The organism is Paraburkholderia caribensis, from assembly GCF_002902945.1.
Lineage (GTDB): Bacteria > Pseudomonadota > Gammaproteobacteria > Burkholderiales > Burkholderiaceae > Paraburkholderia > Paraburkholderia caribensis.
Genome location: NZ_CP026101.1, coordinates 1,339,404 through 1,363,102 on the forward strand (window position 1 = coordinate 1,339,404; position 23,699 = coordinate 1,363,102).

Annotated in this window: 23 protein-coding genes; 19 read left to right on the forward strand and 4 right to left on the reverse strand. The window is 64.5% G+C overall.

What is annotated here, in order from left to right; genetic code table 11:
- The first annotated feature begins 251 nt into the window (after window positions 1-251).
- The 9 genes from C2L66_RS05930 to ftsB all read left to right on the forward strand — a co-directional run bounded on the left by C2L66_RS05930 (window position 252) and on the right by ftsB (window position 11,301).
- Window positions 252-1,505: a lipoprotein-releasing ABC transporter permease subunit gene (locus C2L66_RS05930; protein WP_054934384.1), complete on the forward strand. Its 1,254-nt coding sequence runs from the start codon at window positions 252-254 to the stop codon at window positions 1,503-1,505.
- The gene (gene lolD, locus C2L66_RS05935) at window positions 1,498-2,241 is read left to right on the forward strand and encodes a lipoprotein-releasing ABC transporter ATP-binding protein LolD (protein ID WP_054934385.1); all 744 of its coding nucleotides are present in this window, start codon (window positions 1,498-1,500) and stop codon (window positions 2,239-2,241) included. The genes C2L66_RS05930 and lolD overlap by 8 nt, the downstream gene beginning before the upstream one ends.
- A gap of 34 nt (window positions 2,242-2,275) precedes the next feature.
- On the forward strand, window positions 2,276-3,064 hold the full coding sequence (locus C2L66_RS05940; protein ID WP_054934386.1) for a TatD family hydrolase: 789 nt from the start codon (window positions 2,276-2,278) through the stop codon (window positions 3,062-3,064).
- Window positions 3,065-3,161: 97 nt separating this feature from the next.
- Window positions 3,162-5,684: a DNA internalization-related competence protein ComEC/Rec2 gene (locus C2L66_RS05945; protein ID WP_060601388.1), complete on the forward strand. Its 2,523-nt coding sequence runs from the start codon at window positions 3,162-3,164 to the stop codon at window positions 5,682-5,684.
- A gap of 50 nt (window positions 5,685-5,734) precedes the next feature.
- On the forward strand, window positions 5,735-6,529 hold the full coding sequence (locus C2L66_RS05950; RefSeq protein ID WP_060601385.1) for an alpha/beta fold hydrolase: 795 nt from the start codon (window positions 5,735-5,737) through the stop codon (window positions 6,527-6,529).
- Window positions 6,530-6,780: 251 nt separating this feature from the next.
- Window positions 6,781-8,442, forward strand: a complete 1,662-nt coding sequence (locus C2L66_RS05955) for a CTP synthase (RefSeq protein WP_054934388.1) — start codon at window positions 6,781-6,783, stop codon at window positions 8,440-8,442.
- Window positions 8,439-9,293 carry a 3-deoxy-8-phosphooctulonate synthase gene (gene kdsA / locus C2L66_RS05960; RefSeq protein WP_054934389.1) on the forward strand — a complete coding sequence of 285 codons (855 nt, stop codon included), beginning with the start codon at window positions 8,439-8,441 and terminating at the stop codon, window positions 9,291-9,293. The genes C2L66_RS05955 and kdsA overlap by 4 nt, the downstream gene beginning before the upstream one ends.
- Window positions 9,294-9,431: 138 nt before the next feature.
- Window positions 9,432-10,715 (forward strand): phosphopyruvate hydratase, encoded by a 1,284-nt coding sequence (eno, locus tag C2L66_RS05965; protein WP_035990651.1) that lies wholly within the window; start codon window positions 9,432-9,434, stop codon window positions 10,713-10,715.
- A gap of 157 nt (window positions 10,716-10,872) precedes the next feature.
- Window positions 10,873-11,301 (forward strand): cell division protein FtsB, encoded by a 429-nt coding sequence (gene ftsB, locus C2L66_RS05970; protein ID WP_035990653.1) that lies wholly within the window; start codon window positions 10,873-10,875, stop codon window positions 11,299-11,301.
- 125 nt (window positions 11,302-11,426) lie between these two features.
- On the opposite strand, the gene C2L66_RS05975 is transcribed toward ftsB, so the two are convergent.
- The 3 genes from C2L66_RS05975 to C2L66_RS05985 form a co-directional block, all read right to left on the reverse strand.
- The gene (locus C2L66_RS05975) at window positions 11,427-11,810 is read right to left on the reverse strand and encodes a hypothetical protein (RefSeq protein ID WP_054934418.1); all 384 of its coding nucleotides are present in this window, start codon (window positions 11,808-11,810) and stop codon (window positions 11,427-11,429) included.
- A 129-nt stretch (window positions 11,811-11,939) separates the two neighbouring features.
- Window positions 11,940-12,890, reverse strand: a complete 951-nt coding sequence (gene hslO, locus C2L66_RS05980) for an Hsp33 family molecular chaperone HslO (protein ID WP_054934390.1) — start codon at window positions 12,888-12,890, stop codon at window positions 11,940-11,942.
- Between the two features lie 62 nt (window positions 12,891-12,952).
- On the reverse strand, window positions 12,953-13,477 hold the full coding sequence (locus C2L66_RS05985; protein WP_054934391.1) for a gamma carbonic anhydrase family protein: 525 nt from the start codon (window positions 13,475-13,477) through the stop codon (window positions 12,953-12,955).
- Between the two features lie 235 nt (window positions 13,478-13,712).
- Here C2L66_RS05985 and C2L66_RS05990 point away from each other — a divergent pair, with 235 nt between their 5' ends.
- From C2L66_RS05990 to C2L66_RS06035, 10 genes are all read left to right on the forward strand, one after another.
- Window positions 13,713-14,567, forward strand: a complete 855-nt coding sequence (locus C2L66_RS05990) for a ferritin-like domain-containing protein (protein WP_060601382.1) — start codon at window positions 13,713-13,715, stop codon at window positions 14,565-14,567.
- Window positions 14,568-14,646: 79 nt separating this feature from the next.
- Window positions 14,647-15,543, forward strand: a complete 897-nt coding sequence (locus tag C2L66_RS05995; RefSeq protein WP_060601379.1) for an alpha/beta fold hydrolase — start codon at window positions 14,647-14,649, stop codon at window positions 15,541-15,543.
- 87 nt (window positions 15,544-15,630) lie between these two features.
- On the forward strand, window positions 15,631-16,461 hold the full coding sequence (locus C2L66_RS06000) for a 3',5'-nucleoside bisphosphate phosphatase (RefSeq protein ID WP_054934394.1): 831 nt from the start codon (window positions 15,631-15,633) through the stop codon (window positions 16,459-16,461).
- A gap of 86 nt (window positions 16,462-16,547) precedes the next feature.
- A complete protein-coding gene (locus C2L66_RS06005; RefSeq protein ID WP_054934395.1) occupies window positions 16,548-17,183 on the forward strand; it encodes an L-threonylcarbamoyladenylate synthase in 636 nt (211 codons plus the stop codon).
- A gap of 47 nt (window positions 17,184-17,230) precedes the next feature.
- A complete protein-coding gene (locus C2L66_RS06010) occupies window positions 17,231-17,893 on the forward strand; it encodes a site-2 protease family protein (protein ID WP_054934396.1) in 663 nt (220 codons plus the stop codon).
- A 9-nt stretch (window positions 17,894-17,902) separates the two neighbouring features.
- Window positions 17,903-19,105: a tryptophan--tRNA ligase gene (locus C2L66_RS06015; protein WP_054934397.1), complete on the forward strand. Its 1,203-nt coding sequence runs from the start codon at window positions 17,903-17,905 to the stop codon at window positions 19,103-19,105.
- On the forward strand, window positions 19,105-19,722 hold the full coding sequence (locus C2L66_RS06020; protein WP_060601376.1) for a class I SAM-dependent methyltransferase: 618 nt from the start codon (window positions 19,105-19,107) through the stop codon (window positions 19,720-19,722). The genes C2L66_RS06015 and C2L66_RS06020 overlap by 1 nt, the downstream gene beginning before the upstream one ends.
- A gap of 42 nt (window positions 19,723-19,764) precedes the next feature.
- Complete coding sequence (gene dapA / locus C2L66_RS06025; protein WP_060601374.1) at window positions 19,765-20,673, forward strand: 4-hydroxy-tetrahydrodipicolinate synthase; 909 nt, start codon at window positions 19,765-19,767, stop codon at window positions 20,671-20,673.
- Window positions 20,674-20,777: 104 nt separating this feature from the next.
- Complete coding sequence (gene bamC / locus C2L66_RS06030; RefSeq protein ID WP_035990674.1) at window positions 20,778-21,926, forward strand: outer membrane protein assembly factor BamC; 1,149 nt, start codon at window positions 20,778-20,780, stop codon at window positions 21,924-21,926.
- Between the two features lie 8 nt (window positions 21,927-21,934).
- On the forward strand, window positions 21,935-22,708 hold the full coding sequence (locus C2L66_RS06035) for an MBL fold metallo-hydrolase (protein ID WP_054934400.1): 774 nt from the start codon (window positions 21,935-21,937) through the stop codon (window positions 22,706-22,708).
- A gap of 92 nt (window positions 22,709-22,800) precedes the next feature.
- Here the strand turns inward: C2L66_RS06035 and C2L66_RS06040 are convergent, their stop codons facing one another.
- Window positions 22,801-23,499 (reverse strand): Bax inhibitor-1/YccA family protein, encoded by a 699-nt coding sequence (locus C2L66_RS06040; RefSeq protein ID WP_035990678.1) that lies wholly within the window; start codon window positions 23,497-23,499, stop codon window positions 22,801-22,803.
- Window positions 23,500-23,699: the final 200 nt, after the last annotated feature.

The window sequence follows — 23,699 nt, forward strand, 5'->3', positions numbered from 1 at the left end:
GCTTGTGCGCCAGTGCGTACAATTCACGCAACGATTGCGCACCGGACGGTGTCGTGCGCGTCGTCGCGCAGCATGGCAGCCCGCGCGCCGTATGAGGAAAGCGCCGCAAGCCGGTGTTCTGGAACCATCGGCCGGAATTCGCGCCCAATCGACACGGCTTTCGTGCGCCCGACAGGTTTTTTCGACCAGCGCGCGGGCGCCGCGGCAGGCAAATGCAGAACACAGCGCAATCACGCTGAAAAAGGACTCGCTTGAAACTTCCATACGAATGGCAGATAGGCTGGCGCTACACGCGCGCCGGCAAACGCACCACGGGTAACGGCTTCATCTCGTTCATCGCGCTCGTGTCGATGTCGGGCATCGCGCTCGGCGTGGCAGCGCTGATCGTCGTGCTGTCGGTGATGAACGGCTTCCAGAAGGAGGTGCGCGACCGCATGCTGTCGGTGCTCGCGCACGTCGAGATCTTTTCGCCGACGGGCTCGATGCCGAACTGGCAACTGACGGCACAAGAGGCGAAGCAGAACAAGGAAGTGATCGGCGCGGCGCCGTATGTCGAAGCGCAGGCGCTGCTCACGCGCCAGGACGCCGTGAGCGGCGTCGCGCTGCGCGGCGTGGAGCCTTCGCTGGAACCGGAAGTGTCGGACATCGGCAAGGAGATGAAGGCGGGCAGCCTGAACGAGCTGAAGCCCGGCGAGTTCGGCATCGTGCTCGGCGGCGATCTGGCCGGGAGCCTCGGCGTGACGGCGGGCGACAAGATTACGCTCGTCGCGCCCGAAGGCACGATGACGCCCGCCGGCCTGCTGCCGCGTCTCAAGCAGTTCACGGTGGTCGGCGTGTTCGAGTCCGGCCACTACGAGTACGACAGCACGCTCGCGCTGATCAATATCAAGGACGCGGAGGCGCTGTTCCGGCTGCCCGCGCCGACGGGCGTGCGGCTGCGGCTGAAGGACATGCAGCGCGCGCCGGAAGTCGCGCATCAGCTGGCGCGCACGTTGTCGGGCGATCTGTATATCCGCGACTGGACGCAGCAGAACAAGACCTGGTTCTCGGCCGTGCAGATCGAGAAGCGCATGATGTTCATCATCCTGACGCTGATCATCGCGGTGGCGGCGTTCAACCTGGTGTCGTCGCTGGTGATGACGGTCACCAACAAACAGGCCGATATCGCGATCTTGCGCACGCTCGGCGCGCAGCCCGGCTCGATCATGAAGATCTTCGTCATCCAGGGCATGACGATCGGCTTCGTCGGCACGGCGATCGGCGTCGCGCTCGGTTGCCTGATCGCGTGGAGCATTCCGTGGCTCGTGCCGATGATCGAGCATCTGCTGCACGTGCAGTTTCTGCCGCCGTCGGTGTACTTCATCAGCGAACTGCCGTCCGAACTGGTCCCCGGCGACGTGGTCAAGATCGGCGTGATCGCGTTCCTGCTGTCGTGCCTCGCGACGCTGTATCCGAGCTGGCGCGGCGCCAAGGTGCGTCCGGCGGAGGCGCTGCGTTATGAATGATCGTCCGAACAACACCCTCATGACCGCCGACGAAACTGGTTTGCATCCGTACGTGCTCGAAGCAACGGGCATTTCGAAGGCGTTCGTTCAGGGCGGCCTGAACGTGCAGGTGCTCAACAACACGCAGCTTTCCGTGCGGCGCGGCGAGAAGCTCGCGATCGTCGGCGCGTCCGGCTCCGGCAAGAGCACGCTGCTGCACGTGCTGGGCGGCCTGGACGATCCGAGCACCGGGCATGTCGAGGTGATGGGCAAGCCGTTCACGAAGCTCTCCGAGCGCGAGCGCAACGATCTGCGCAACCGCGCGCTCGGCTTCGTCTATCAGTTCCATCATCTGCTGCCGGAATTCACCGCGCTGGACAACGTCGCGATGCCGCTGCGCATCCGCCGCATGACGACGGAAGACGCACGCAAGCAGGCCCATGACATGCTCGAACGGGTGGGGCTCGCGCATCGCGCGAAGCATCGTCCGGGCGAATTGTCGGGCGGCGAACGCCAGCGCGTGGCGATTGCGCGCGCGCTGGTCACGAAGCCCGCCTGCGTGCTCGCCGACGAGCCGACGGGCAATCTCGACGGCGGCACGGCGGATACGGTGTTCAACCTGATGCTGGAGTTGTCGAACACGCTGTCGACGAGCTTCGTGATCGTCACGCACGATCCCGACCTGGCCGCGCGCTGCGACCGCACGATGCGTCTGCGCGACGGCGTGCTGTACGAGGAGCCGACCGTGCCCGTCTGAGGCCGGCGCTTCCATTCGACACGAGGCTGCGCGCATGTGGATCGATACGCACTGTCATCTCGACGCTTCGGAATTCGACGCGGACCGCGACGCCGTCGCGAGCGCCGCGCTCGAAGCGGGCGTGAGCCGGATCGTGATTCCGGGTATTGCGCGCAGCAACTTTTCGACGGTGCGCGAACTGGCGCACCGTGTGCAGGGCGGGGCGTACGCGCTCGGCATTCACCCGCTTTTCACGCCGCAGGCGCAGCCGTCCGATCTCGACGTGCTGCGCATGGAAATCGAGGCGAGTCTCGACGATCCGCGGTTCGTCGGTCTCGGTGAGATCGGCCTCGACTATTTCGTGCCGGGTCTCGACGACGAGACGCAGCAGTTCTACTACAACGAGCAACTCAAGCTCGCGCGCGAATTCGATCTGCCCGTGATCTGCCACGTGCGCAAGTCGCAGGATCAGGTGCTGAAGGGCCTGCGGCGCAATCACGTCAATCGCGGCATCGCGCATGCGTTCAACGGCAGTTTCCAGCAGGCGCAGGCGTTCATCGATCACGGCATGCACCTCGGTTTCGGCGGCAACGTGACCTTCGAGCGCGCGTTGCAGATCCGGCGGCTCGCGGCGCAGTTGCCGCTCGACGCGCTCGTCGTCGAAACCGACGCCCCCGATATCGCCCCGTCGTGGCTCTACAGGCAGCGCAACACGCCGGACCAGATTCCCGCGATCGGCGCGATCCTCGCCGGGCAGCGCGGCATCGACAAAAACACGCTGGCGATAGGCACAACGGCTAATGCGCACGCCGCATTGCCGCGACTCGCGCTTTACTCTGCATAATCACTGTTCGGCTCGCGTTTGTAGTGGCGCGCATATTGATTCGGCTTCCTGATGAATCATGTGATCGGGCGGCGCGGGCGTCGGTTGCGGAGGCGGCATGCGGGCAGTGTGGTGCGGTTTTGCGTTGGGCGTCGTGTGGTTGCAGCAGCAGTCCTCGTTGCCGGGCGGGCCGGGTTGGCTCGTGTCGGTCGCCAGCGCCTGCGCGCTGAGTCTGGTGGCGTGGACGGGCTTGCGGCGCGGCAGCGCGTGGTCCACGCGCGCGGGCTGGTGCGCCGTGCTGTGTGCGGCGGCGTGCTGTGGCTTCGGTTATGCGGCGTGGCGCGCGCAGGCGCGGCTTGCGTTTGAATTGCCGCATGCGTGGGAGGGGCGCGATATCGCCGTGAGCGGCTGGGTCAAAGGTTTGCCGGCGCGCAGCGCGGACCGTGTGCGTTTTCTGTTCGTCGTTGAATCCGCTGATGCGGTCGTCCCTCGGTTTCCGCGCACGCTGCAACTATCGTGGATCGCAGATGACGCGCCGCCGCCTGTGCTCGAACCGGGTTCACGCTGGCGTTTGGAGGTGCGGCTCAAGCGTGCTCATGGAAACGCGAACTGGGGCGTGCGCGACGCACAAGCCGTGTTGCTCGCGCGCGATGTTCGGGCGACGGGCTATGTGAGCGCGCCTTCGCGCGCGGTGCGGCTTGCGGGGAGGGCAGGCGGAGCGGGCGTGCTGATCGACGGCTGGCGATCGGCGATCCGCGCCCGTATTGCCGCCGTGCTCGGCGATGCGCCGCACACGGGAATCGTCGTCGCACTGGCGATCGGCGCGCAGGACGCCGTCAGCGCCGCCGACTGGCTGCTGATGCGGCGCACGGGCACGAGCCACCTGGTGGCGATTTCCGGTTTGCACATTGGCTTTGTCGCGGGGTTCGCAGGATGGTTGATCGGGTCGTTATGGCGGCATTCGTTCTTGATCGGACGCGGCTTGCCGTTGCTCGTGCCCGCCCAGAAAGTGGCGATCGTGAGCGGTGCGCTGTTCGCCGCTTTTCATGCGGCCCTTGCCGGTTTCAATGTGCCCGCGCAACGGGCGTTGTGGATGGCGGGCGTCGTCGCGCTCGCCTATGCCGGCGGACGGCGCGTCGCGCCTTCCGTCGTGATCGCGTGGGCGCTGGGGCTCGTGCTGCTGGTCGATCCGTGGGCGGTGGTGTCGGCGGGGTTCTGGCTGTCGTTTGTGGCGGTTGGCGCGATCCTGTTCGCGATGTCGGGAGCGGTGCGCGTCACGCGAAGCGGAGCGCCCGGCTCGCTAGATGAGGCGCCCGGCGAACGCTCGCTAGTGAGGCGCTGCGCCGATGTGTTGCGCTCGCGGATCGGCGCGTTGATCGGGCGCGTGCGCAGCGGTGCGCGCGTCCAGTTCGCGGTGACGATCGCGCTCGCGCCGCTGACGGTGTGCTTCTTCTCGCAGATTCCGCTGATCGGTCCCGTGGCCAATGCGTTCGCGATCCCATGGGTCAGCGTCTTCGTGACGCCTGCAGTGATAGCCGGCATCGCATTGCCCGCGCCGCTCGATGCGTTCGCTTTTCGCTTCGCGCATCAGTTGCTGGACCTGCTCGCAGCCGGTCTGCAACTGCTGTCCGGCCCGGCATGGACGGTCTGGCAGTTGCCGCAGCCCGATGCATGGGCGATGGCGTTTGCGGCCGTCGGCGCCGCGTGGTGTCTTGCGCCTGCCGGCTGGCCGTTGCGCTGGGCCGCGCCGCTGACGTGGCTGCCGCTGCTCGCGCCGGCATCGGCCGCGCCCGCCGAAGGCGCGTTCCGGCTCACGGCGCTCGACATCGGGCAAGGCTCGTCGATCGTCGTCGAAACCGCGCATCACACGCTGCTGTTCGATGCCGGGCCCGGGCCCGAATCGACGCACGCGGGCGAGCGGATCGTCGTGCCTTATCTGCAGGCGGCGGGCATCGCCACGCTCGATACGCTGATCGTCAGTCACGCCGACTCCGACCATTCGGGCGGCGCGCCCGCCGTGCTGGAAGCAATCGAAGTGAGGCAACTGCTGGCGGGGCTTCCAACAGGCCACGCGCTCTGGCGCGAGGCGGCCGGGAAGGGCGCACAAACGGTCCGCTGCGCGGCGGGCCAGCGCTGGCAGTGGGACGGTGTCGACTTCGCGATACTCTGGCCCGACCCCGGTCCCTTGGAAGGCAAGCCCAACGCGCACTGCTGCGTGCTGCGCGTGAGCACGGCGGGCGTTCCCGCGAGCGGCTCCCGGATTCAAACGCAGGCCGGCAAGCCGACGCCCGTCGTCGCCTTGCTGGCCGCGGACATCGAAGCGCCCGTCGAACGCACGCTGCTCGCGCGCGAGCCTGCCGCATTGCGCGCGCAGATTCTGCTCGTGCCGCATCACGGCAGCAAGACTTCGTCGACCGAGCCGTTCCTCGACTCTATCGAGCCGTCCATCGCGGTATTTCAGGTAGGCTATCGCAACCGGTTTCATCATCCGTACGCGGGCGTGTACGAACGGTATCGGGCGCGCGGCATCGAGCTTTCGCGCAGCGACGAAGACGGCGCCGCGCGCATCGAGGCAGGTGGCGCGAGCGTGTCGCTCGAGCGCTTCCGGCAGACACATCGCCGCTACTGGATGGAGCCGTAACGAAACACCTGCAGCGCAAGTAAGAACAAATCAGAACGGAGACCGAGCGCTTGAAGAACATCATTCATTACTCGCATGCGAACGGCTTCCCGGCGTCCACCTATCGGACGATCTTCGCCGAACTCTCCGACGACTACGACATGCGTTTCATCGAGCGGATCGGCCATGACGCGCGCTACCCCGTGACGCGCGACTGGCCGCATCTGGTCGACGAGTTGCTGGATGATATCGGGCGTGCTTACGAGAACCCGGTGTGGCTGGTCGGGCATTCGCTCGGCGGTTATCTCTCGCTGATGGCGGCGCTGAAGAAGCCGCAATGGGTGCGCGGCGTGGTGATGCTCGATTCGCCCGTCATCGCGGGCTGGCGCAGCAACATGCTGCGTGTGTCGCAGTGGACGGGGCTGGACGAGCGGCTGTCGCCCGCGGCGGCGACGCGCACGCGGCGCACACGCTGGGGCAGCCGCGACGAGGCATGGCGGCACTTCCACGCGAAGGCCGCGTTCGCGCGCTGGGACGAGCGGGTCCTGTCCGACTACATCGACTTCGGCATTCCGCAAGCGGGCGCCGACGGCACGCGGGAACTCGCGTTCGACCGGCAGACCGAGTACCGGATCTACAAGACCTTGCCGCATACCTTCGGCGGCCGGCTCGCGCGCGGCGCGCCCGTGCCCGTCGGCTTCGTCGCCGGGACGCGCTCGCGGGAAGTGCGGCAGGCGGGACTGCACGCCACCCGGCGCATCGCGGGCGAGCATTTCGAGTGGATGGAAGGAAGCCATCTGTATCCGATGGAACGGCCCATCGAAACGGCACGCGCCGTGCAGAGAATACTGCGCGGGCTCGAATGATTTTCCCCCGTGACGGCATCCCCGTTCGCGAATAAATGAAACGCCCGGGTGCGCTGCGACATAAACCCGCAACAAACCCGTGGCGGATTTGACGCACGCAACTCGCGAACAGAAATCCATCCTGCATCCATGCGAAAAGCGGCCCTGCGGATGCTCAAATAGAACGCTCGATCGTCGCGAACGAGCCGCCCCAGGTATGGGCTGGATGCACACGTTCGGGTATAATCCGTTTTTCCCGCGAGCATCCAGCGATGACCAAATATGTTTTCGTCACCGGCGGCGTAGTTTCTTCCCTCGGCAAGGGTATTGCCGCCGCTTCCCTCGCCGCGATCCTCGAATCGCGCGGTCTGAAAGTCACCCTCCTCAAGCTAGACCCCTACATCAACGTCGACCCCGGCACGATGAGCCCGTTTCAACACGGCGAAGTGTTCGTGACGGAAGACGGCGCGGAGACCGACCTCGACCTTGGCCACTATGAGCGCTTCATCAGCACGAAGATGCGCAAGGCCAACAACTTCACCACGGGCCAGATTTACGAATCGGTGATCCGCAAGGAACGCCGCGGCGATTATCTCGGCAAGACGGTGCAGGTCATTCCGCACATCACGAACGAAATCCAGGCATTCGTCGAGCGCGGCGCGGCATCCGCGACGTGCGGCGAGCCGGATGTCGCCATCGTCGAAGTGGGGGGCACGGTCGGTGACATCGAATCGCTGCCGTTCCTCGAAGCCGCGCGTCAGATGAGCCTGCGCATGGGCCGTAACAGCGCGTGCTTCGTGCACCTGACGCTGGTGCCGTTCATCGCCACCGCGGGCGAACTGAAGACCAAGCCGACGCAGCACAGCGTGCAGAAGCTGCGCGAAATCGGTATCTATCCGAACGTACTGCTGTGCCGCGCCGACCGCCGTATTCCCGACGACGAGCGCGCGAAAATCTCGATGTTCTCGAACGTCCCGGAAGACGCCGTGATCTCGGTGTGGGACGTCGACAGCATCTACAAGATTCCGCAGATGCTGCACGACCAGGGCCTCGACGAACTGATCTGCGAAGAGCTGAAGCTGACGGCCAAGCCGGCAGATCTGTCGATGTGGTCGGGCCTCGTCGAGAAGCTCGAAAACCCGAAGAGCGAAGTGACGATCGGCATGGTCGGCAAGTACGTCGAATTGACGGAGTCGTACAAGTCGCTGATCGAAGCGTTGCGCCATGCGTCGATCCACACGTCGACCAAGGTCAACATCGAATACATCGATTCCGAAGAGGTGGAAGAACACGGCGTCGACAGCCTCAAGCATCTGGATGCCGTGCTGGTGCCGGGCGGTTTCGGCCGTCGCGGCACGGAAGGCAAGATCAAGGCGATCCGCTACGCACGCGAAGCGAAGGTGCCGTATCTCGGCATCTGTCTCGGCATGCAGCTCGCCGTGATCGAATTCGCGCGCGACGTGGTTGGCCTGAAGGATGCGAACAGCACGGAATTCGACCCGGAAACGCCGAATCGCGTGGTCGCGCTGATTACCGAGTGGTACGACCGCGACGGTAAGGTCGAGAAGCGTACGGAAGAATCTGATCTGGGCGGTACGATGCGCCTCGGTTCGCAGCGCTGCCCGATCAAGCCGGGCACGATGGCTGAAGAGATCTACGGCAAGGATGTGAACGAGCGTCACCGTCACCGTTATGAAGTCAATAACCGCTTCGTGCCCCAGCTCGAAGCGGGCGGCCTTATCATCAGCGCCCGTACTCCGAGCGAAGATCTACCGGAAATGATGGAACTGCCGCGTTCGATGCACCCGTGGTTCGTCGGCGTTCAGTTCCACCCCGAATTCACGTCGACGCCGCGCGACGGACACCCGCTCTTCAAGGCATTCGTCGAAGCGGCGCGCGCCCATCGCGAAGCGAGCGTCGAGGAGAAAGTATGAAACTGGGCGATTTCGAAATCGGCCTCGACAGGCCGTTTTTCCTGATCGCTGGCACCTGCGTCGTCGAGTCTGAACAGATGACGATCGACACGGCCGGCAAGCTGAAGGAAATCTGCGCGAAGCTGAAAATTCCGTTCATCTACAAGTCTTCTTACGACAAGGCCAATCGCAGCAGCGGCAAGTCGTTCCGTGGCTTGGGAATGGATGAGGGTTTGCGCATTCTGTCCGAAGTGAAGCGTCAACTCGGCCTGCCCGTTCTGACCGACGTTCACAGCGAACACGAGATCGAGCAGGTGGCCTCCGTGGTCGACGTGCTGCAAACGCCTGCGTTCCTGTGCCGCCAGACGGACTTCATCCACGCGTGCGCGCGTTCGGGCAAGCCCGTCAACATCAAGAAGGGCCAGTTCCTCGCGCCGCACGACATGAAGAACGTGATCGACAAGGCGCGTGACGCCGCGCGTGAAGCGGGTCTGTCGGAAGACCGCTTCATGGCGTGCGAGCGCGGCGTGTCGTTCGGCTATAACAACCTCGTGTCCGACATGCGCTCGCTCGCGATCATGCGTGAAACGGGCGCGCCCGTCGTGTTCGACGCGACCCACTCGGTGCAGTTGCCGGGCGGGCAGGGCACGAGTTCGGGCGGCCAGCGCGAATTCGTCCCGGTGCTGGCGCGTGCCGCCGTCGCCACGGGCATCGCGGGTCTGTTCATGGAAACCCATCCGAATCCGGCTGAGGCGAAGTCGGACGGTCCCAATGCCGTGCCATTGCATCGCATGGCCGATCTGCTCGAGACGCTGTTGACCCTCGATCAGGCCGTGAAGCGCACGCCGTTCCTCGAGAACGATTTCAACTGATGCAGCCACGCGCGCTTCGCCGCTGTCCGGCGTGCGCGCGTGCTCCAACCCGATGGTCGTCGAACGCGTCCGGACGCGTGCTGTCGAAGTGAGCCGGACGTCTCAACTTAAGAATTCATCGTCATTTCAGAGGAAACCATGAGTGCTATCGTAGATATCATCGGTCGCGAGATTCTCGATTCGCGAGGCAACCCCACCGTCGAATGCGACGTGCTGCTCGAATCGGGCACGATGGGCCGCGCGGCTGTGCCGTCGGGCGCATCCACGGGCTCGCGGGAAGCGATCGAACTGCGCGACGGCGAAGCTGGCCGCTACAGCGGCAAGGGCGTGCTGAAGGCCGTCGAGCACATCAACACCGAAATCTCCGAAGCGATCATGGGCCTCGACGCTTCCGAGCAGGCCTTCCTCGACAAGACGCTGCTCGAACTCGACGGCACCGACAACAAGTCGCGCCTCGGCGCGAACGCGATGCTGGCTGTCTCGATGGCCGTCGCGAAGGCGGCGGCTGAAGAAGCCGGCCTGCCGCTGTACCGCTACTTCGGCGGTTCGGGCGCGATGCAACTGCCCGTGCCGATGATGAACATCGTCAACGGCGGCGCGCACGCGAACAACAGCCTGGACATCCAGGAATTCATGATCGTCCCCGTCAGCCAGCCGACGTTCCGCGAAGCGCTGCGCTGCGGCGCCGAAGTGTTCCACGCGCTGAAGAAGATCCTGTCGGATCGCGGCATGAGCACGGCCGTGGGCGACGAAGGCGGCTTCGCGCCGAACTTCGGCAGCAACGACGAATGCCTGTCGACCATCCTGCAAGCCATCGAAAAAGCCGGCTACCGCGCTGGTGAAGACGTGCTGCTCGCGCTCGACTGCGCCGCCAGCGAGTTCTACCACGACGGCAAGTACCAGCTCGCGGGCGAAGGCCTGCAACTGTCGTCGTCGGAATTTGCCGATTACCTCGGCGCGCTCGCGGATAAATTCCCGATCGTGTCGATCGAAGACGGCATGCACGAAAGCGACTGGGAAGGCTGGAAGATTCTCACCGACAAGCTCGGCAAGAAAATCCAACTGGTCGGCGACGATCTGTTCGTGACGAACACGCGCATCCTGAAGGAAGGCATCGAAAAGGGCATCGCGAATTCGATCCTGATCAAGATCAACCAGATCGGCACGCTGACGGAAACCTTCGCAGCGATCGAAATGGCCAAGCGCGCGGGCTACACGGCCGTGATCTCGCACCGCTCGGGCGAAACGGAAGACTCGACCATCGCAGACATCGCGGTCGGTCTCAACGCGGGTCAGATCAAGACGGGCTCGCTGTCGCGCTCGGACCGTATCTCGAAGTACAACCAGCTGCTGCGCATCGAGGAAGATCTCGGCGATATCGCCAGCTATCCGGGCAAGTCGGCGTTCTACAACCTGCGTTGAACGCCCTCGAATGAGCCGGATTGACGCGAGTAAGTGACGCTTGATGTCAACAAACCCGTCTCAATAACCGTTAAACCGGTTATGCTTCGCTACTGATTCACCCTACCGCCCTGCGTAAAGCGCAGGGCGGCGCACATTCAACCCTGCAATTCACTTCATGCGGCTTGTCACCGTCGTTCTGCTCGTCCTGCTGGTGCTGATCCAATACCCTCTATGGTGGGGCCATGGCGGCTGGCTGCGCGTGCACGAATTGCAGCAGGAACTGGCGCAGCAACTGAAAAAGAACGCGGACGCGAAGGAGCGCAACGAGCGCATCCAGGGTGAGGTGCAGGATCTGCAGAACGGCACGGCCGCCGTCGAAGAGCGCGCGCGCTACGAAATGGGCATGGTCAAGGACAGCGAGGTGTTCGTGCAGTTCGTGTCGCCGAACGCGCCGTCGCCGGCGGCGAACGCGCCGCAGTCGAACACGTCGACACGCGGGCAGATCACGGGCGCGCCGTTGCGGGTGGTGCCCAATCCGGAATCGCGCGCGAAGCCGGATCGCAAGCACGCGAAAAAGGATGCGAAGGAGAAGAAGCCGGGTTGACGGCTGGTGCAGAGGTGCCAGTTGGGCAGGCTCATGAAAAAGGCGCGGTTCGAAATGAACCGCGCCTTTTTATTTGGCGGGACGAAACGCGGGCGGCCGTTCGGGCAGTCAGGCCCGGGTGATGCTCACCAGCCCCAACCCCAGCCCGGCGCATAGCCGTAGCCGATGCCCGTGCCCCAGCCGTGCCCCCATCCGCCGCTGTAGTAGCTGCCGTACACGGAGACGGGCGGCGCGGCGTAGCGCGAATACGCCTGCGCGGCGGCGTCGGCGGCCATGGCCTGGTTCTGCTCGGCCATCACCTGCCTGTCGATCGCGTCGTAGCGGGCGCGTTCTTCCGGTGTGAGCGGCTGCGCCGTCGTGGCGATGCCCGACTGATCCGCAGGAAGGCGGCTGTAAATGGGCGATGGGCCGGGCGGGTCCATCATGCAGCCCGACAGCGCCGCCGCGCCCGCAACGAGAACGAGCGCCGCTATGCGGTGTGCAGGTTGGAACAGCGAAGGGGCATTCATATCGACCTCCATCGGTCGGATACCTAAGCAAATCGTTGGCCGGAAATCACGCGGCCGCCAGTATCCGATGATACCGCGCCGTCGTCGCCCGCCCGCAGCGGCGGGCAAAGCGACGCGGACGTTCCGGCTTCAGTGCCGCTGTTCGGCAGCGGGCGCCACTCCCTGTGAGAGCCCGCTCGCGACAAAAAGTTGCGCCACGTCGACCGGGTCGAATTCATAGCGCTGATTGCAATACTCGCAGTGAATTTCGACGTGGCCACGCTCTTCGATCACGCTGTCCACTTCTTCGCGGCCCAGCATTTTCAGCATATTGCCGACCCGCGCACGCGAGCACGTGCACTCGAAGCGGGTTCGCGTCGGCTCGAAATGCTGGACGTTTTCCTGCCAGAACAGGCGCCGGAACAGCGTATTCGGGTCTTCCGCGAGCATTTCGTCCTGTGACAGCGTGCTGCCGAGCGTGCACAGGCGATCCCACGTATCGGCGTCGATCTCGCCCGGATGCGGGACGATGCCGCCGTCGCCGGGGAGCTTCTGCAGCAGCATGCCGACCGCGCGCTCATTGTTCGCAGCAAGCCACATACGCGTGTCGAGCTGCTCCGAATGATGCATGTAGTGCTCGAGCACTTGCGCCATCGACCTGAGCGGCCCGTTTTCGTCAGAAAGCGGCACGATGCCCTGATAAGGCTGCTGACCGGGAACCTTGTTCTTCGGATCGAGCGTGATCACGCAACGGCCGTGGCCGCCCGGATTGACGAGATCGACCAGCGTCAGGTCGTCGGCGATCAGGTGGGCGGCATCGCCGGAGAACTTGGCCGTGGCACGCATCGACAGGTCCGAATTGCACTGCACGACGAGCATCTTCACGGGGCCGTCGCCGAAGATCTGCATGATCAGCGTGCCGTCGAACTTCAGATTCGCCGACAGCAGCGCGCACGCCGCCATCATCTCGCCGAGCACGTTGCGCACGGGCGCCGGATAGCTTCTGCGCGTCAGGACTTCCTGCCACGTGTTGCTCAGCGAAACGATCTCGCCGCGAACGGGCGCCGCGCTGAACATGAATTTCTGCAACTGGTCACTCACAACTTTTCCTCGGTCGAACCGCGCGGTGGGAAGGCCGCGCGTGGCGCGCCGTGCGGTCGGCCCTAGCCGATGCGCACGAGTTGCGCCTTGAAATAATCCCTGCGCTCCACGTAGATGTCCGCAGCGCGCTTCAGGCCTTTGATATCTGCTTCAGTCAGTTCCCGGACAACCTTTGCGGGCGATCCGAGAATCAGGGAATTGTCAGGAAAAACCTTGCCCTCGGTAACGACGGCGCCTGCGCCAACCAGACAATTGCGGCCGATTACCGCTCCATTCAAGACCACGGCCTGAATGCCGATCAACGCGCCTTCCTTGACCGTGCAGCCGTGCAGCATCGCCTGATGGCCGACCGTCACGCCGGCTTCGAGCGTCAGCGGGAAGCCCGGATCGGCGTGCAGGACGGCGCCTTCCTGTATGTTAGTGCCCTTGCCGACGGTGATCGGCTCGTTGTCGCCGCGAATCGACGCGCCGAACCAGACGCTCGCGTTTTCTTCGACGGTCACCTTGCCGATGATGGTCGCCGTGTCCGCGATGAACACGCTTTCGTGGATGGTCGGGGCGGCGTCGCCAAGCTTGTAGATTGCCACAGTGTCTCCTCTGGTCTCATGCAAGACGGTTGCTGCGCGATGGACGCGGTGCGCCGCCGGGCAGGCGGCGAGGCACGTTGCGCGAAATGGCGGCATCCCGCGCGGCATGGTCGAATCGCGTATTGTAAACGGTTGTGCCATTGACCCGTGCGAAGCATGCGCGCAGGCAACGCCGTGTCAGAATCGCTCGTTTTTGTCCTTTTTTGCTGATTCCCCTGCTGGTTCTCATTTCGCGATGCATGCTCCCGAGTCGACCCGTCCCCATCCAATCATCTGCGCCCGTTCCGAAGCGCTCGCCGTGCTGACAGCGCGTGTTCCCGCTGCAAAAGCCGCCGGGGCGCAGGCGCTTTACGCGCGGGTACTGGCAGGCGAGGCGGTCGTTTCGCCGGAACGCGTGCTGGACGAGCCGGGGGATTTGCCCGGGCGCCCGGCGCGGCCTGAACTCGTCGAGCCGCGCAAACTCGGACGGCGCAGCATGCAGTCGCCGGAAGGCCGTGCGGTATTGCTGCACGCGCTCGCGCATATCGAGTTCAACGCGATCAATCTCGCGCTCGATGCCGTATGGCGTTTCGGCGGCATGCCCGAGGCGTTTTACATCGACTGGCTAAAGGTCGCGTCCGAAGAAGCGCATCACTTTTCGCTGCTGTCGGCGCGTCTGGCGGAATTCGGCCGTGCGTACGGCGACTTTCCGGCGCACGACGGCCTGTGGGACATGTGCGAGCGCACGCGCGGCGACGTGCTCGCGCGCATGGCGCTGGTGCCGCGCACCCTGGAGGCGCGCGGGCTGGACGCTTCGCCGCCGATCCGCGCGCGCCTGCAACAGGCGGGCGATCAGGCGTCGGCGGCGATTCTGGACGTCATCCTGCGCGACGAAATCGGGCATGTGCTGATCGGCAACCGCTGGTTCCGGCATCTATGCGACGAGGCGGGCATCGACGCGCATCCCACCTACTTGCGTCTTTCCGACGAGTACCACGCGCCGAAGCTGCGCGGACCGTTCAATTTCGAAGCGCGCCGCGACGCTGGTTTCGAGGAAGAGGAGCTCGCCGCGCTCGCGGGTCTGGACGTCCAGCAGCGAGTGGGCGACTGAGCCAGTCGAGGGCCCAGATCAAGCAGCGGCCCGGTTATCTCGATATAATCGAACGATCATTCGTTTTGTCCGCTCGCACATGAACACTACGCTCCAGCCTTCCGTCTCCGAATTCGTGAGCGTGCGCGGCGTGCGCCTGCACGTGCGTCGCTGGGGCAATCCCGATGCACCGACGCTCTTCATGCTGCACGGCTGGATGGACGTCGCCGCGTCGTTCCAGTTTGTCGTCGACGCGCTCGCGAACGACTGGCAGGTGATCGCGCCCGATGCGCGCGGCTTCGGTTTGTCCGACTGGCCGGTTGCGCAGCAGAATGGCGGACATTACTGGTTCCACGAATATCTGGCCGACCTCGATGCGCTGCTCGACCACTACGCGCCAACGGGCGAAGTGAACCTCGTCGGGCACAGCATGGGCGCGAACGTCGTCTGCCTGTATGCCGGCGCAAGGCCCGAGCGCGTGCGCCGCGTCGTCGATCTGGAGGGCTTCGGGCTCCCCGCGTCGAAGCCCGCACAGTTGCCTCGCCGGATCGCGTCGTGGCTCGACGAACTGCGCGAGCCGCCGACGCTGCGCCGCTACGCGACGCTCGACGACGTCGCCGCGCGCCTCATCAAGACCAACGAACGACTGGCCCCGCAGCGCGCGCGTTTTCTTGCGCAGCACTGGTCGAAGCCGGACGGCGAGGGCGGCTACATGTTGCTCGCCGATCCCGCACACAAGATTCGCGGCCCGCTGCTGTACCGGCTCGACGAGGTGATGGCCGTCTGGGCGAACGTACGCGCCAAGGTGCTGCACGTGGAGGCCGCCGCATCGCCGACCCTCGCGGCGCTCGCGGGCAACGTTCCGCTCGACGAATTCAAGGCGCGCTTCCAGGCGTTCCCCGATTGGCGCGAAGTCATCATCGACGATGCGGGCCACATGGTTCACCACGATCAGCCGGAGCAGATCGCAGCGCTGATCGAAGCGTTCTGCGCGTAGTGTGCGTTCTATATTTGTCTCGACGAATCCTCTGCGTGTGCTTACTGCGTTGCAGTAAAATGGTCGGATCACGCTATCCCTAAAACGATGAACGCCGATCTGCATTGCCATTCCACCGTTTCCGACGGCGCTTTCGCGCCCGCCGATGTCGCGCGCCGCGCGCATGCGGGCGGCGTGACGCTGTGGGCGCTCACCGATCACGATGAAATCGCCGGTCAGGTCGAAGCGCGCGAAGCGGCCGAGGCGCTCGGCATGCAATATCTGAGCGGCGTCGAAATTTCGGTGACATGGGCGTCGCGCACCATTCACGTGGTCGGCCTGCATGTCGATCCTGCCTGCAAGGATCTCGTCGAAGGGCTCGAGCGCACGCGCAATGGCCGCGCCGCGCGGGCAGAAGCGATCGGCGAGCAGTTGGCCACGCTCGGCATTCCCGACGCGTACGAAGGCGCACTGAAGTTCGTGTCGAATCCCGACATGATTTCGCGCACGCACTTCGCGCGCTTCATGGTCGAGAGCGGCTACGCGGAAAACACGCAGGACGTGTTCAACCGCTTTCTCGGCGACGGCAAGCCCGGCTACGTGGCGCATCGCTGGTCGAAGCTCGCCGACGCCGTCAAATGGATTCGGGTGTCGGGCGGCGAAGCGGTGATCGCGCATCCGGGCCGCTATGCGTACACGCCGACCGAGTTCGACGCGCTGTTCGCGGAATTCATCGATCTCGGCGGCAAGGCAATTGAAGTCGTAACGGGCAGCCACACGCCCGACCAGTATCGCGAGTATGCGGACGTTGCGCGCCGCTTCGGCTTCGAGGCATCGCGCGGTTCCGACTTTCATGCGGCGGGCGAAGGCCGCGTCGAACTCGGCAGTCTGCCGCCGCTGCCGTCCGATCTGAAGCCAGTCTGGGAACGCTGGCTGTAAGCTCTGGTTTCGCGTGTTGCGCGGGCATGCCCGCTGCATGAGCCGTAGCTTGCCGTCTGCTGATTCCCGACCTTCTGACCGACACCATGTCCCAATATTTTCGGCTTCACCCGGACAATCCGCAGCCGCGGCTGATCAAGCAGGCGGCGCAGATCATCGAAGGCGGCGGCGTGGTCGCGCTGCCGACGGATTCGAGCTATGCGCTCGCCTGCCAGCTCGACAACAAGAACGCCGTCGACCGCGTGCGGCGCATTCGCGGCCTCGACGAACGCCAATTGCTGTCGCTGCTCGTGCGCGATCTGTCCGAACTGGCGAACTTCGCGCTCGTCGACAACCGCCAATACCGTCTGATCAAATCCGTAACGCCGGGTCCGTACGTGTTCGTGTTGCAGGCGACCAAGGAAGTGCCGCGACGCTTGTCGCATCCGTCGCGCAAGACGATCGGCCTGCGCGTGCCCGACCACGCGATCACGCTCGCCATCCTCGAAGAGCTCGGCCAGCCGCTGCTCGGCTCGACCTTGATCCTGCCGGGCGAAACACAACCGCTGAACGATCCGGAAGAAATTCGCGAAAAGCTGGAAAAGCAGCTCGATCTGGTGATCGACGGCGGCGCGTGTCCGTGCGAGCCGTCGACAGTCATCGACCTGACGGGCGACGAACCCGTGCTGGTGCGGCCGGGGCGTGGCTCGCTCGCGCCGTTCGGTCTCGAAGAGACGGCATGAACGAAAGCCGACAGAGCCGCAAGGCGCCGTTGTTACAATAGAGCGATATGGATTCCTCCCTGATACAGACCATCGTCGTCTACGCATTACCGGTAATCTTCGCGATCACGCTGCACGAGGCGGCTCACGGCTACGTCGCACGCATGCTCGGCGACAACACCGCGTACGTGCTCGGCCGCGTGTCGTTCAATCCGATGCGGCACATCGACCCGATCGGCACGATCGTAATTCCGCTCGTGCTGTACTTCGCCACGAGCGGCGCGTTCATGTTCGGCTACGCCAAGCCCGTGCCCGTCGCGTTCGGCAACCTGCGCAATCCGCGCTGGGGCTCGCTGTGGGTCGCGCTGGCAGGGCCGCTGTGCAATTTCGCTCAGGCGCTGGTGTGGGGCATATTCGGTGTCGCGCTCGCGGCGATGAATATCGACGAGCCGTTCTTCACGCGTATGGCGGGTGCGGGCGTCGGCGTGAACCTGGTGCTCGGCGTGCTGAATCTCTTCCCGTTGCCGCCGCTCGACGGCGGCCGCGTGCTGACGGCGCTGTTGCCCGTGCGTCCGGCAATGGCCCTCGCGCGCATCGAGCCTTACGGTTTCTTCATTGTGATGGCGCTCGTCATGACGGGCACGTTGACGCGCTTCTGGCTGCGTCCGCTCGTGAATATCGGCTATGAGGCCGTGACGGTTATCCTGACACCTCTCGTTTCGCTTCTATAAATCAAAACCATGTACCCCGACCGTATCTTCTCCGGCATGCGGCCTACCGGCTCGCTGCACCTCGGCCACTATCACGGCGTGCTGAAAAACTGGGTGCGTCTGCAGTCCGAGTACCCGTGTTTCTTCTGCGTGGTCGACTGGCATGCGCTGACCACTCACTATGAAACGCCGGAAGTCATCGAGAAGAACGTCTGGGATGTGCTGATCGACTGGCTTGCTTCGGGCATCGATCCGGCGCAGGCGACGCTGTTCATCCAGAGCCGCGTGCCGGAGCACGCCGAACTCGCGCTGCTGCTCGGCATGAGCACGCCGCTCAGCTGGCTCGAACGCGTGCCGACCTACAAGGAACAGATCGAGAAGCTGCGCGACAAGGACCTCGGCACGTACGGCTTCCTCGGTTATCCCGTGCTGATGGCCGCCGACATCCTGCTGTACCGCGCGTCGCTCGTGCCCGTCGGCGAGGACCAGGTGCCGCACGTCGAAATGGCGCGCGAAATGGCGCGGCGCTTCAACTACATGTACGGGCGCGAACCCGGTTTCGAGGAAAAGGCGAACGAGGCCGCGAAGAAGCTCGGCGGCAAGCGCTCGAAGCTTTATCACGAACTGCGCATCGCGTATCAGCAGGAAGGTCACGAAGAGGCGCTCGAAAAGGCGCGCGCGATGCTGTCGGAGTCGCAAAGCCTGTCGATGAGCGATCGCGAGCGCCTGTTCGGTTACCTCGAAGGCTCGCGCAAGATCATCCTGCCGGAGCCGCAGGTGCTGTTGACGGAAGCGTCGCGCATGCCGGGTCTCGACGGCCAGAAGATGTCGAAGTCGTACGGCAACACGATCGGCCTGCGCGAAGACGCGGAAACCATCACGAAGAAGGTCCGCACCATGCCGACGGACCCGGCGCGCGTGCGCCGCACCGATCCGGGCGATCCGGACAAGTGCCCGGTATGGCAGCTGCATCAGGTCTACACCGACGCCGACACGCACGAGTGGGTGCAGAAGGGCTGCCGCACGGCGGGCATTGGGTGTCTGGAGTGCAAGCAGCCGGTGATCGAAGGCATCCTGCGCGAACAGCAGCCGATGCTCGAGCGCGCGCAGAAATACATGGACGACCCGTCGCTGCTGCGCGCGATCGTTGCCGACGGTTGCGACAAGGCGCGCCGTTTCGCGTCGGAGACGATGCGCGACGTGCGCGAAGCGATGGGCCTGTCGTACACCTGATGACGGACAGCCTGAGCCCGGGCGCATCGGCCGCGAGCCATGCGCCGACCGGCGAGCCGTCGCGCTGGGTGCAGCGCTGGGCGCACCTGGTCGAAGCGGGCGGCGCGGTGCTCGATGTGGCATCGGGAACGGGGCGGCACGCGCGGTTTTTCGCAGCGCGCGGCCATCCTGTGACGGCGATCGACCGCGATGCCGCCGCTCTGGCGTCGATTCACGGCGTGGACGGCCTTACGACCGTCGCCGCCGATATCGAAAACGGTCCGTGGCCGCTGCCGGCGCAGGCGCAATTCGCGGCCGTCGTCGTCACGAACTATCTGCACCGTCCGCTCTTCCCCCAGTTGCTGCGCGCGCTCGCACCCGGCGGCGTGCTGATCTACGAAACCTTCGCGCAGGGCAACGAAACGGTCGGCAGGCCCTCGAACCCCGCTTTTCTGCTCGCGCCCGGCGAGCTGCTCGACGCGGTGCGTGCACTGTTACGTGTCGTTGCATTTCAAGATGGATTCCTCGCGGAGCCACGTCCCGCCTACGTACAGCGCATTTGTGCGGTGCGCGAGCCGGACGGGTCGGTTGAAAGGAAAGATACGGGTGTTCCCCCACGTTACGATCTGACCGGTTAATCCGCTACAATCGCAGTTTATCGAACAAATTCATGGCGTTTCATGGCTAACGGCACTCAGCAAGACGGCGTCGCGATTCGCGGCAGCATTCCCGCCATCATCACTCCGATGCTCGAAGACGGCAGTCTCGATCTCCCCGCCTTCCGCAAACTGATCGACTGGCACATCGAAGAGGGCACGAACGGTCTGGTCGTGGTCGGCACGAGCGGCGAGTCCGCCACGCTGTCGGTCGAGGAACACGTGCTGATGGTCCGGACGGCCGTCGAGCAGGCTGCCGGCCGCATCCCCGTGATCGCGGGCGCGGGCGCCAATTCGACGACGGAAGCCATCGAGCTCACCGAGCAGGCGAAGAAAGTGGGTGCCGATGCCACGCTTCAGGTCGTGCCGTACTACAACAAGCCGACGCAGGAAGGCATCTACCGCCATTTCTCGAAAATCGCCGAAACGGTGGATCTTCCGGTGATCCTGTACAACGTGCCGGGCCGCACGGTCGCGGACATGTCGAACGAGACCATCCTGCGTCTCGCGAACGTGCCGGGCATCATCGGCGTGAAGGAAGCGACGGGCAACATCGACCGCGCTGCGCATCTGATCAAGTCGGCGCCGGCGCACTTCGGCATCTACAGCGGCGACGATCCGACCGCGATCGCGCTGATGCTGCTGGGCGGCCACGGCAATATCTCGGTGACGGCGAACGTCGCGCCGCGCCTGATGAGCGACCTGTGCAAGGCCGCGCTCGCAGCCGACGCGAGGACGGCGCGTGAAATCCATCTGAAACTTCTCTCGCTGCACAAGAACCTCTTCATCGAATCGAATCCGATTCCCGCCAAGTGGGCGTTGCAGCAACTGGGCCGCGTCAAGGGCGGCATCCGTCTGCCTCTGACGCCGCTCGACGCGCGTTACCACGACGTGGTTCGCGCGGCGCTGCGCGAGGCTGGGCTGCTCGGCTGAGCGTCTGACATTTCAGGCGCCTCCCGGCATTTTTTCAACTGACGTCGATATCGCCCACGGTCCGCACCGTTCCAGGCAGCGCGTTTAGCTTCACGAAGGACCCCATGAAACGTTCCGCACTATCCCTCCACGCAACGCGCCTGGCGGCGCTGACGCTTGCGGCTGGCGCGATCGCGTCGCTTTCTGGCTGCGAGTCGCTGAACGACATGCTCGCGTCGGACAAAGTGAACTACAAGGCAACTGCGAGTGCGCCGCCGCTCGCCGTGCCGAGCGACCTGTCCGCAGCGCAGATCGACCAGCGCTACGTCGCGCCGCCTGCAGGCGCCGCGCTTGGCGGCGCGCCGCAACGCGCGAAGACAGCGGCGGGCAACCTGACGGAAGGCGTGCCGACCGCGCAAGACCCGCTGGGCATGCATATCGAGCGCGACGGCGACCGCCGCTGGCTGGTCGTGAACGGCCGCTCGCCGGAACAGCTGTGGCCGCAGTTGCAGGAATTCTGGACCGAGAACGGTTTCTCGCTGAAGACGGACGCGCCGACCACGGGCATCATGTCGACCGATTGGGCGGAAAATCGCGCCAACATTCCGGATGACTGGTTCCGTCGCACAATTGGCAAGGTCGTCGATTTCGCGTACTCGTCGGGCACGCGTGACAGCTTCCGCACGCTGGTTTCGCGCGACCCGAGCGGCGCAACGGATATCTCGATCACGCATTCGGCGATGGAAGAAGTGCTGACGGGCCAGGACAAGACCTCGTCGCGCTGGGTCGAGCGTCCGCGCGATCCCGCGCTGGAAGCCGAGTTCCTCGCCAAGCTGATGCAGAAGTTCGGCCTCACCGACGCGCAATCGAAGCAACTGCTGACGGATGCGCGTCCGTCCACCGCGCAGGCGCAACTGGACAAGAGCGCGGGCGGCGCGACGCTCGACCTGCCTGAATCGTTCGATCGTGCGTGGCTGCGCGTCGGCCTTGCGCTCGACCGCACGAACTTCACCGTCGACAACCGCGACCGCGAAAAGGGCATCTACTACGTGCGCTACGCGGATTCGATGCAGGAGCTCAAGCGCGACGGCCTGTTCGGCAAGCTGTTCTACAGCGACAAGAGCGCGAAGAAAGACAGTCACGAATTCCTCGTCAATGTGCGTTCGAAGGGCGACGCGATGACGCAGGTTGCCGTCGTCGACTCGAATGGCCAGGTGGATACGTCGTCGGACGCGCAGCGCATCGTGTCGCTGCTGCATGCGCAACTGAACTAAGGCGGGTCGTGCAATTCGCCAGTCTGGGAAGCGGCAGTGAAGGCAATGCATTGCTGGTCCAAGCCCAAAGCGGTGTCACGACCACGCGCATCCTGCTGGACTGCGGCTTTTCGGGCAAGGAAATAGCCCGGCGGCTGGAGCGGCTGGGCACAGGCGTCGACGAACTCGACGCCATTCTCATCACGCACGAACACAGTGATCACATCGGCAGCGCGCTCACTCTGGCGCGCAAGCTCTCCATTCCGTTGTACATGAGCTGGGGCACGGCGCGCGCCGTGGGCGCCGACGAAGCCGATGTCGATCTCCACGTGCTGTGGGGCGACGAAGCCGTCGCGATCGGCGATCTGAGCGTGCTGCCGTACACCGTGCCGCACGACGCGCGCGAGCCGCTGCAATACCTGTTCTCCGATGGCGCGTCGCGCCTGGGTGTGCTGACCGACGTCGGCACGTCGACGCCACATATCAGCGCGGTGCTGAGCGGTTGCGACGCGCTCGTGCTGGAATGCAATCACGATGTGCAGATGCTGGCGGCTTCGCGCTATCCGCCGTCGCTGAAAGCGCGGATCGGCGGTAATCATGGGCATCTGAACAATGACGCGGCGGCGGATATTCTCGCGTCGCTCGATCGCTCGAAGTTGAGGCATCTGGTGGCGGCGCATCTGAGTCAGCAGAACAACTTGCCTGAACTGGCCCAGGCGGCGATGGCGGCCGTGCTAGGCGCGGCGGCAACGGAAGTGGTGGTGGCGACGCAAAGCGAGGGGTTCGGCTGGTTGGGTCTGTGAGTGTTGGCGCCCGTGTGGGGTGCCGGAAATGAAAAACGCCCGTGACGATTGCTCGTCACGGGCGTTTTGCCTTGGCTAGCGATCAGCGTCGATCAGTTCCGGTTGCCGCCGAAAATGCCGAGGAGCGACAGCAGGTTCACGAACACGTTGTACAGGTCGAGATAGATCGCGAGCGTGGCCGTGATGTAGTTCGTCTCGCCGCCGTTCACGACGCGCTGCACGTCGAACAGCATGTACGCCGAGAAGATCACGATCGCGAGTACCGACACCGTCAGCATCAGCGCAGGCAGTTGCAGAAACACGTTCGCGACCATGGCCAGCAGCAGCACGATCACGCCGACGAACAGCCATTTGCCGAGGCCCGAGAAGTCACGCTTGCTGACCGTGGCGATGGTCGCCATCGCGGCGAAGATCACACCAGTGCCACCGAAGGCGAGCATGATCAGCTGCGGTCCGTTCGAAAAGCCCAGGATGAAGCTCAACAGGCGCGACAGCATCAGGCCCATGAAGAACGTGAAGCCGAGCAGCACGAACACGCCCGCGGAGCTGTCTTTCGTCTTCTGGATCGCGAACATGAAGCCGAACGCGATGGCGAAGAACGCCAGCATGCTCATTGCCGGGCTGGTGGCGGCGAACAGCGAGAAGCCGGTGGCGACGCCCACCCACGCGCCGAGCACGGTCGGCACCATCGACAGCGCGAGCAGCCAGTAGGTGTTGCGCAGTACCCGGTTGCGCGTCTCGGCCGTGGTGACGCTGCCGCCCCGGCCGAAGTTATAGGGATATTCGTTCATGGTTTCTCCTTGCGTCAGACGCAGTGTTGCGACGTGGCTTGCAACGGTTTTTTGTACGGTGCCGGCTGGCGGTTGCCGCCGTCACGCGAACCCACAACCTTAAGATTAGCGGCGTAGCCCGGAGTTTCAATGCAGCGCACAACACCGTGCGATTACATTGTGTTACCCCATTCTTAGCGCTGTCTTAAAAGGCTTTGGGC

What these genes read in the sequence shown, in the direction of transcription:
- lolD (WP_054934385.1), top strand. Translation starts at nt 1,498, where the DNA reads ATGAATGATCGTCCGAACAACACCCTCATGACCGCCGACGAAACTGGT.
- C2L66_RS05940 (WP_054934386.1), top strand. Translation starts at nt 2,276, where the DNA reads ATGTGGATCGATACGCACTGTCATCTCGACGCTTCGGAATTCGACGCG.
- C2L66_RS05945 (WP_060601388.1), top strand. Translation starts at nt 3,162, where the DNA reads ATGCGGGCAGTGTGGTGCGGTTTTGCGTTGGGCGTCGTGTGGTTGCAG.
- C2L66_RS05955 (WP_054934388.1), top strand. Translation starts at nt 6,781, where the DNA reads ATGACCAAATATGTTTTCGTCACCGGCGGCGTAGTTTCTTCCCTCGGC.
- kdsA (WP_054934389.1), top strand. Translation starts at nt 8,439, where the DNA reads ATGAAACTGGGCGATTTCGAAATCGGCCTCGACAGGCCGTTTTTCCTG.
- eno (WP_035990651.1), top strand. Translation starts at nt 9,432, where the DNA reads ATGAGTGCTATCGTAGATATCATCGGTCGCGAGATTCTCGATTCGCGA.
- ftsB (WP_035990653.1), top strand. Translation starts at nt 10,873, where the DNA reads ATGCGGCTTGTCACCGTCGTTCTGCTCGTCCTGCTGGTGCTGATCCAA.
- C2L66_RS05975 (WP_054934418.1), bottom strand. Translation starts at nt 11,810, where the DNA reads ATGAATGCCCCTTCGCTGTTCCAACCTGCACACCGCATAGCGGCGCTC.
- C2L66_RS05990 (WP_060601382.1), top strand. Translation starts at nt 13,713, where the DNA reads ATGCATGCTCCCGAGTCGACCCGTCCCCATCCAATCATCTGCGCCCGT.
- C2L66_RS05995 (WP_060601379.1), top strand. Translation starts at nt 14,647, where the DNA reads ATGAACACTACGCTCCAGCCTTCCGTCTCCGAATTCGTGAGCGTGCGC.
- C2L66_RS06000 (WP_054934394.1), top strand. Translation starts at nt 15,631, where the DNA reads ATGAACGCCGATCTGCATTGCCATTCCACCGTTTCCGACGGCGCTTTC.
- C2L66_RS06005 (WP_054934395.1), top strand. Translation starts at nt 16,548, where the DNA reads ATGTCCCAATATTTTCGGCTTCACCCGGACAATCCGCAGCCGCGGCTG.
- C2L66_RS06010 (WP_054934396.1), top strand. Translation starts at nt 17,231, where the DNA reads ATGGATTCCTCCCTGATACAGACCATCGTCGTCTACGCATTACCGGTA.
- C2L66_RS06015 (WP_054934397.1), top strand. Translation starts at nt 17,903, where the DNA reads ATGTACCCCGACCGTATCTTCTCCGGCATGCGGCCTACCGGCTCGCTG.
- C2L66_RS06020 (WP_060601376.1), top strand. Translation starts at nt 19,105, where the DNA reads ATGACGGACAGCCTGAGCCCGGGCGCATCGGCCGCGAGCCATGCGCCG.
- dapA (WP_060601374.1), top strand. Translation starts at nt 19,765, where the DNA reads ATGGCTAACGGCACTCAGCAAGACGGCGTCGCGATTCGCGGCAGCATT.
- bamC (WP_035990674.1), top strand. Translation starts at nt 20,778, where the DNA reads ATGAAACGTTCCGCACTATCCCTCCACGCAACGCGCCTGGCGGCGCTG.
- C2L66_RS06040 (WP_035990678.1), bottom strand. Translation starts at nt 23,499, where the DNA reads ATGAACGAATATCCCTATAACTTCGGCCGGGGCGGCAGCGTCACCACG.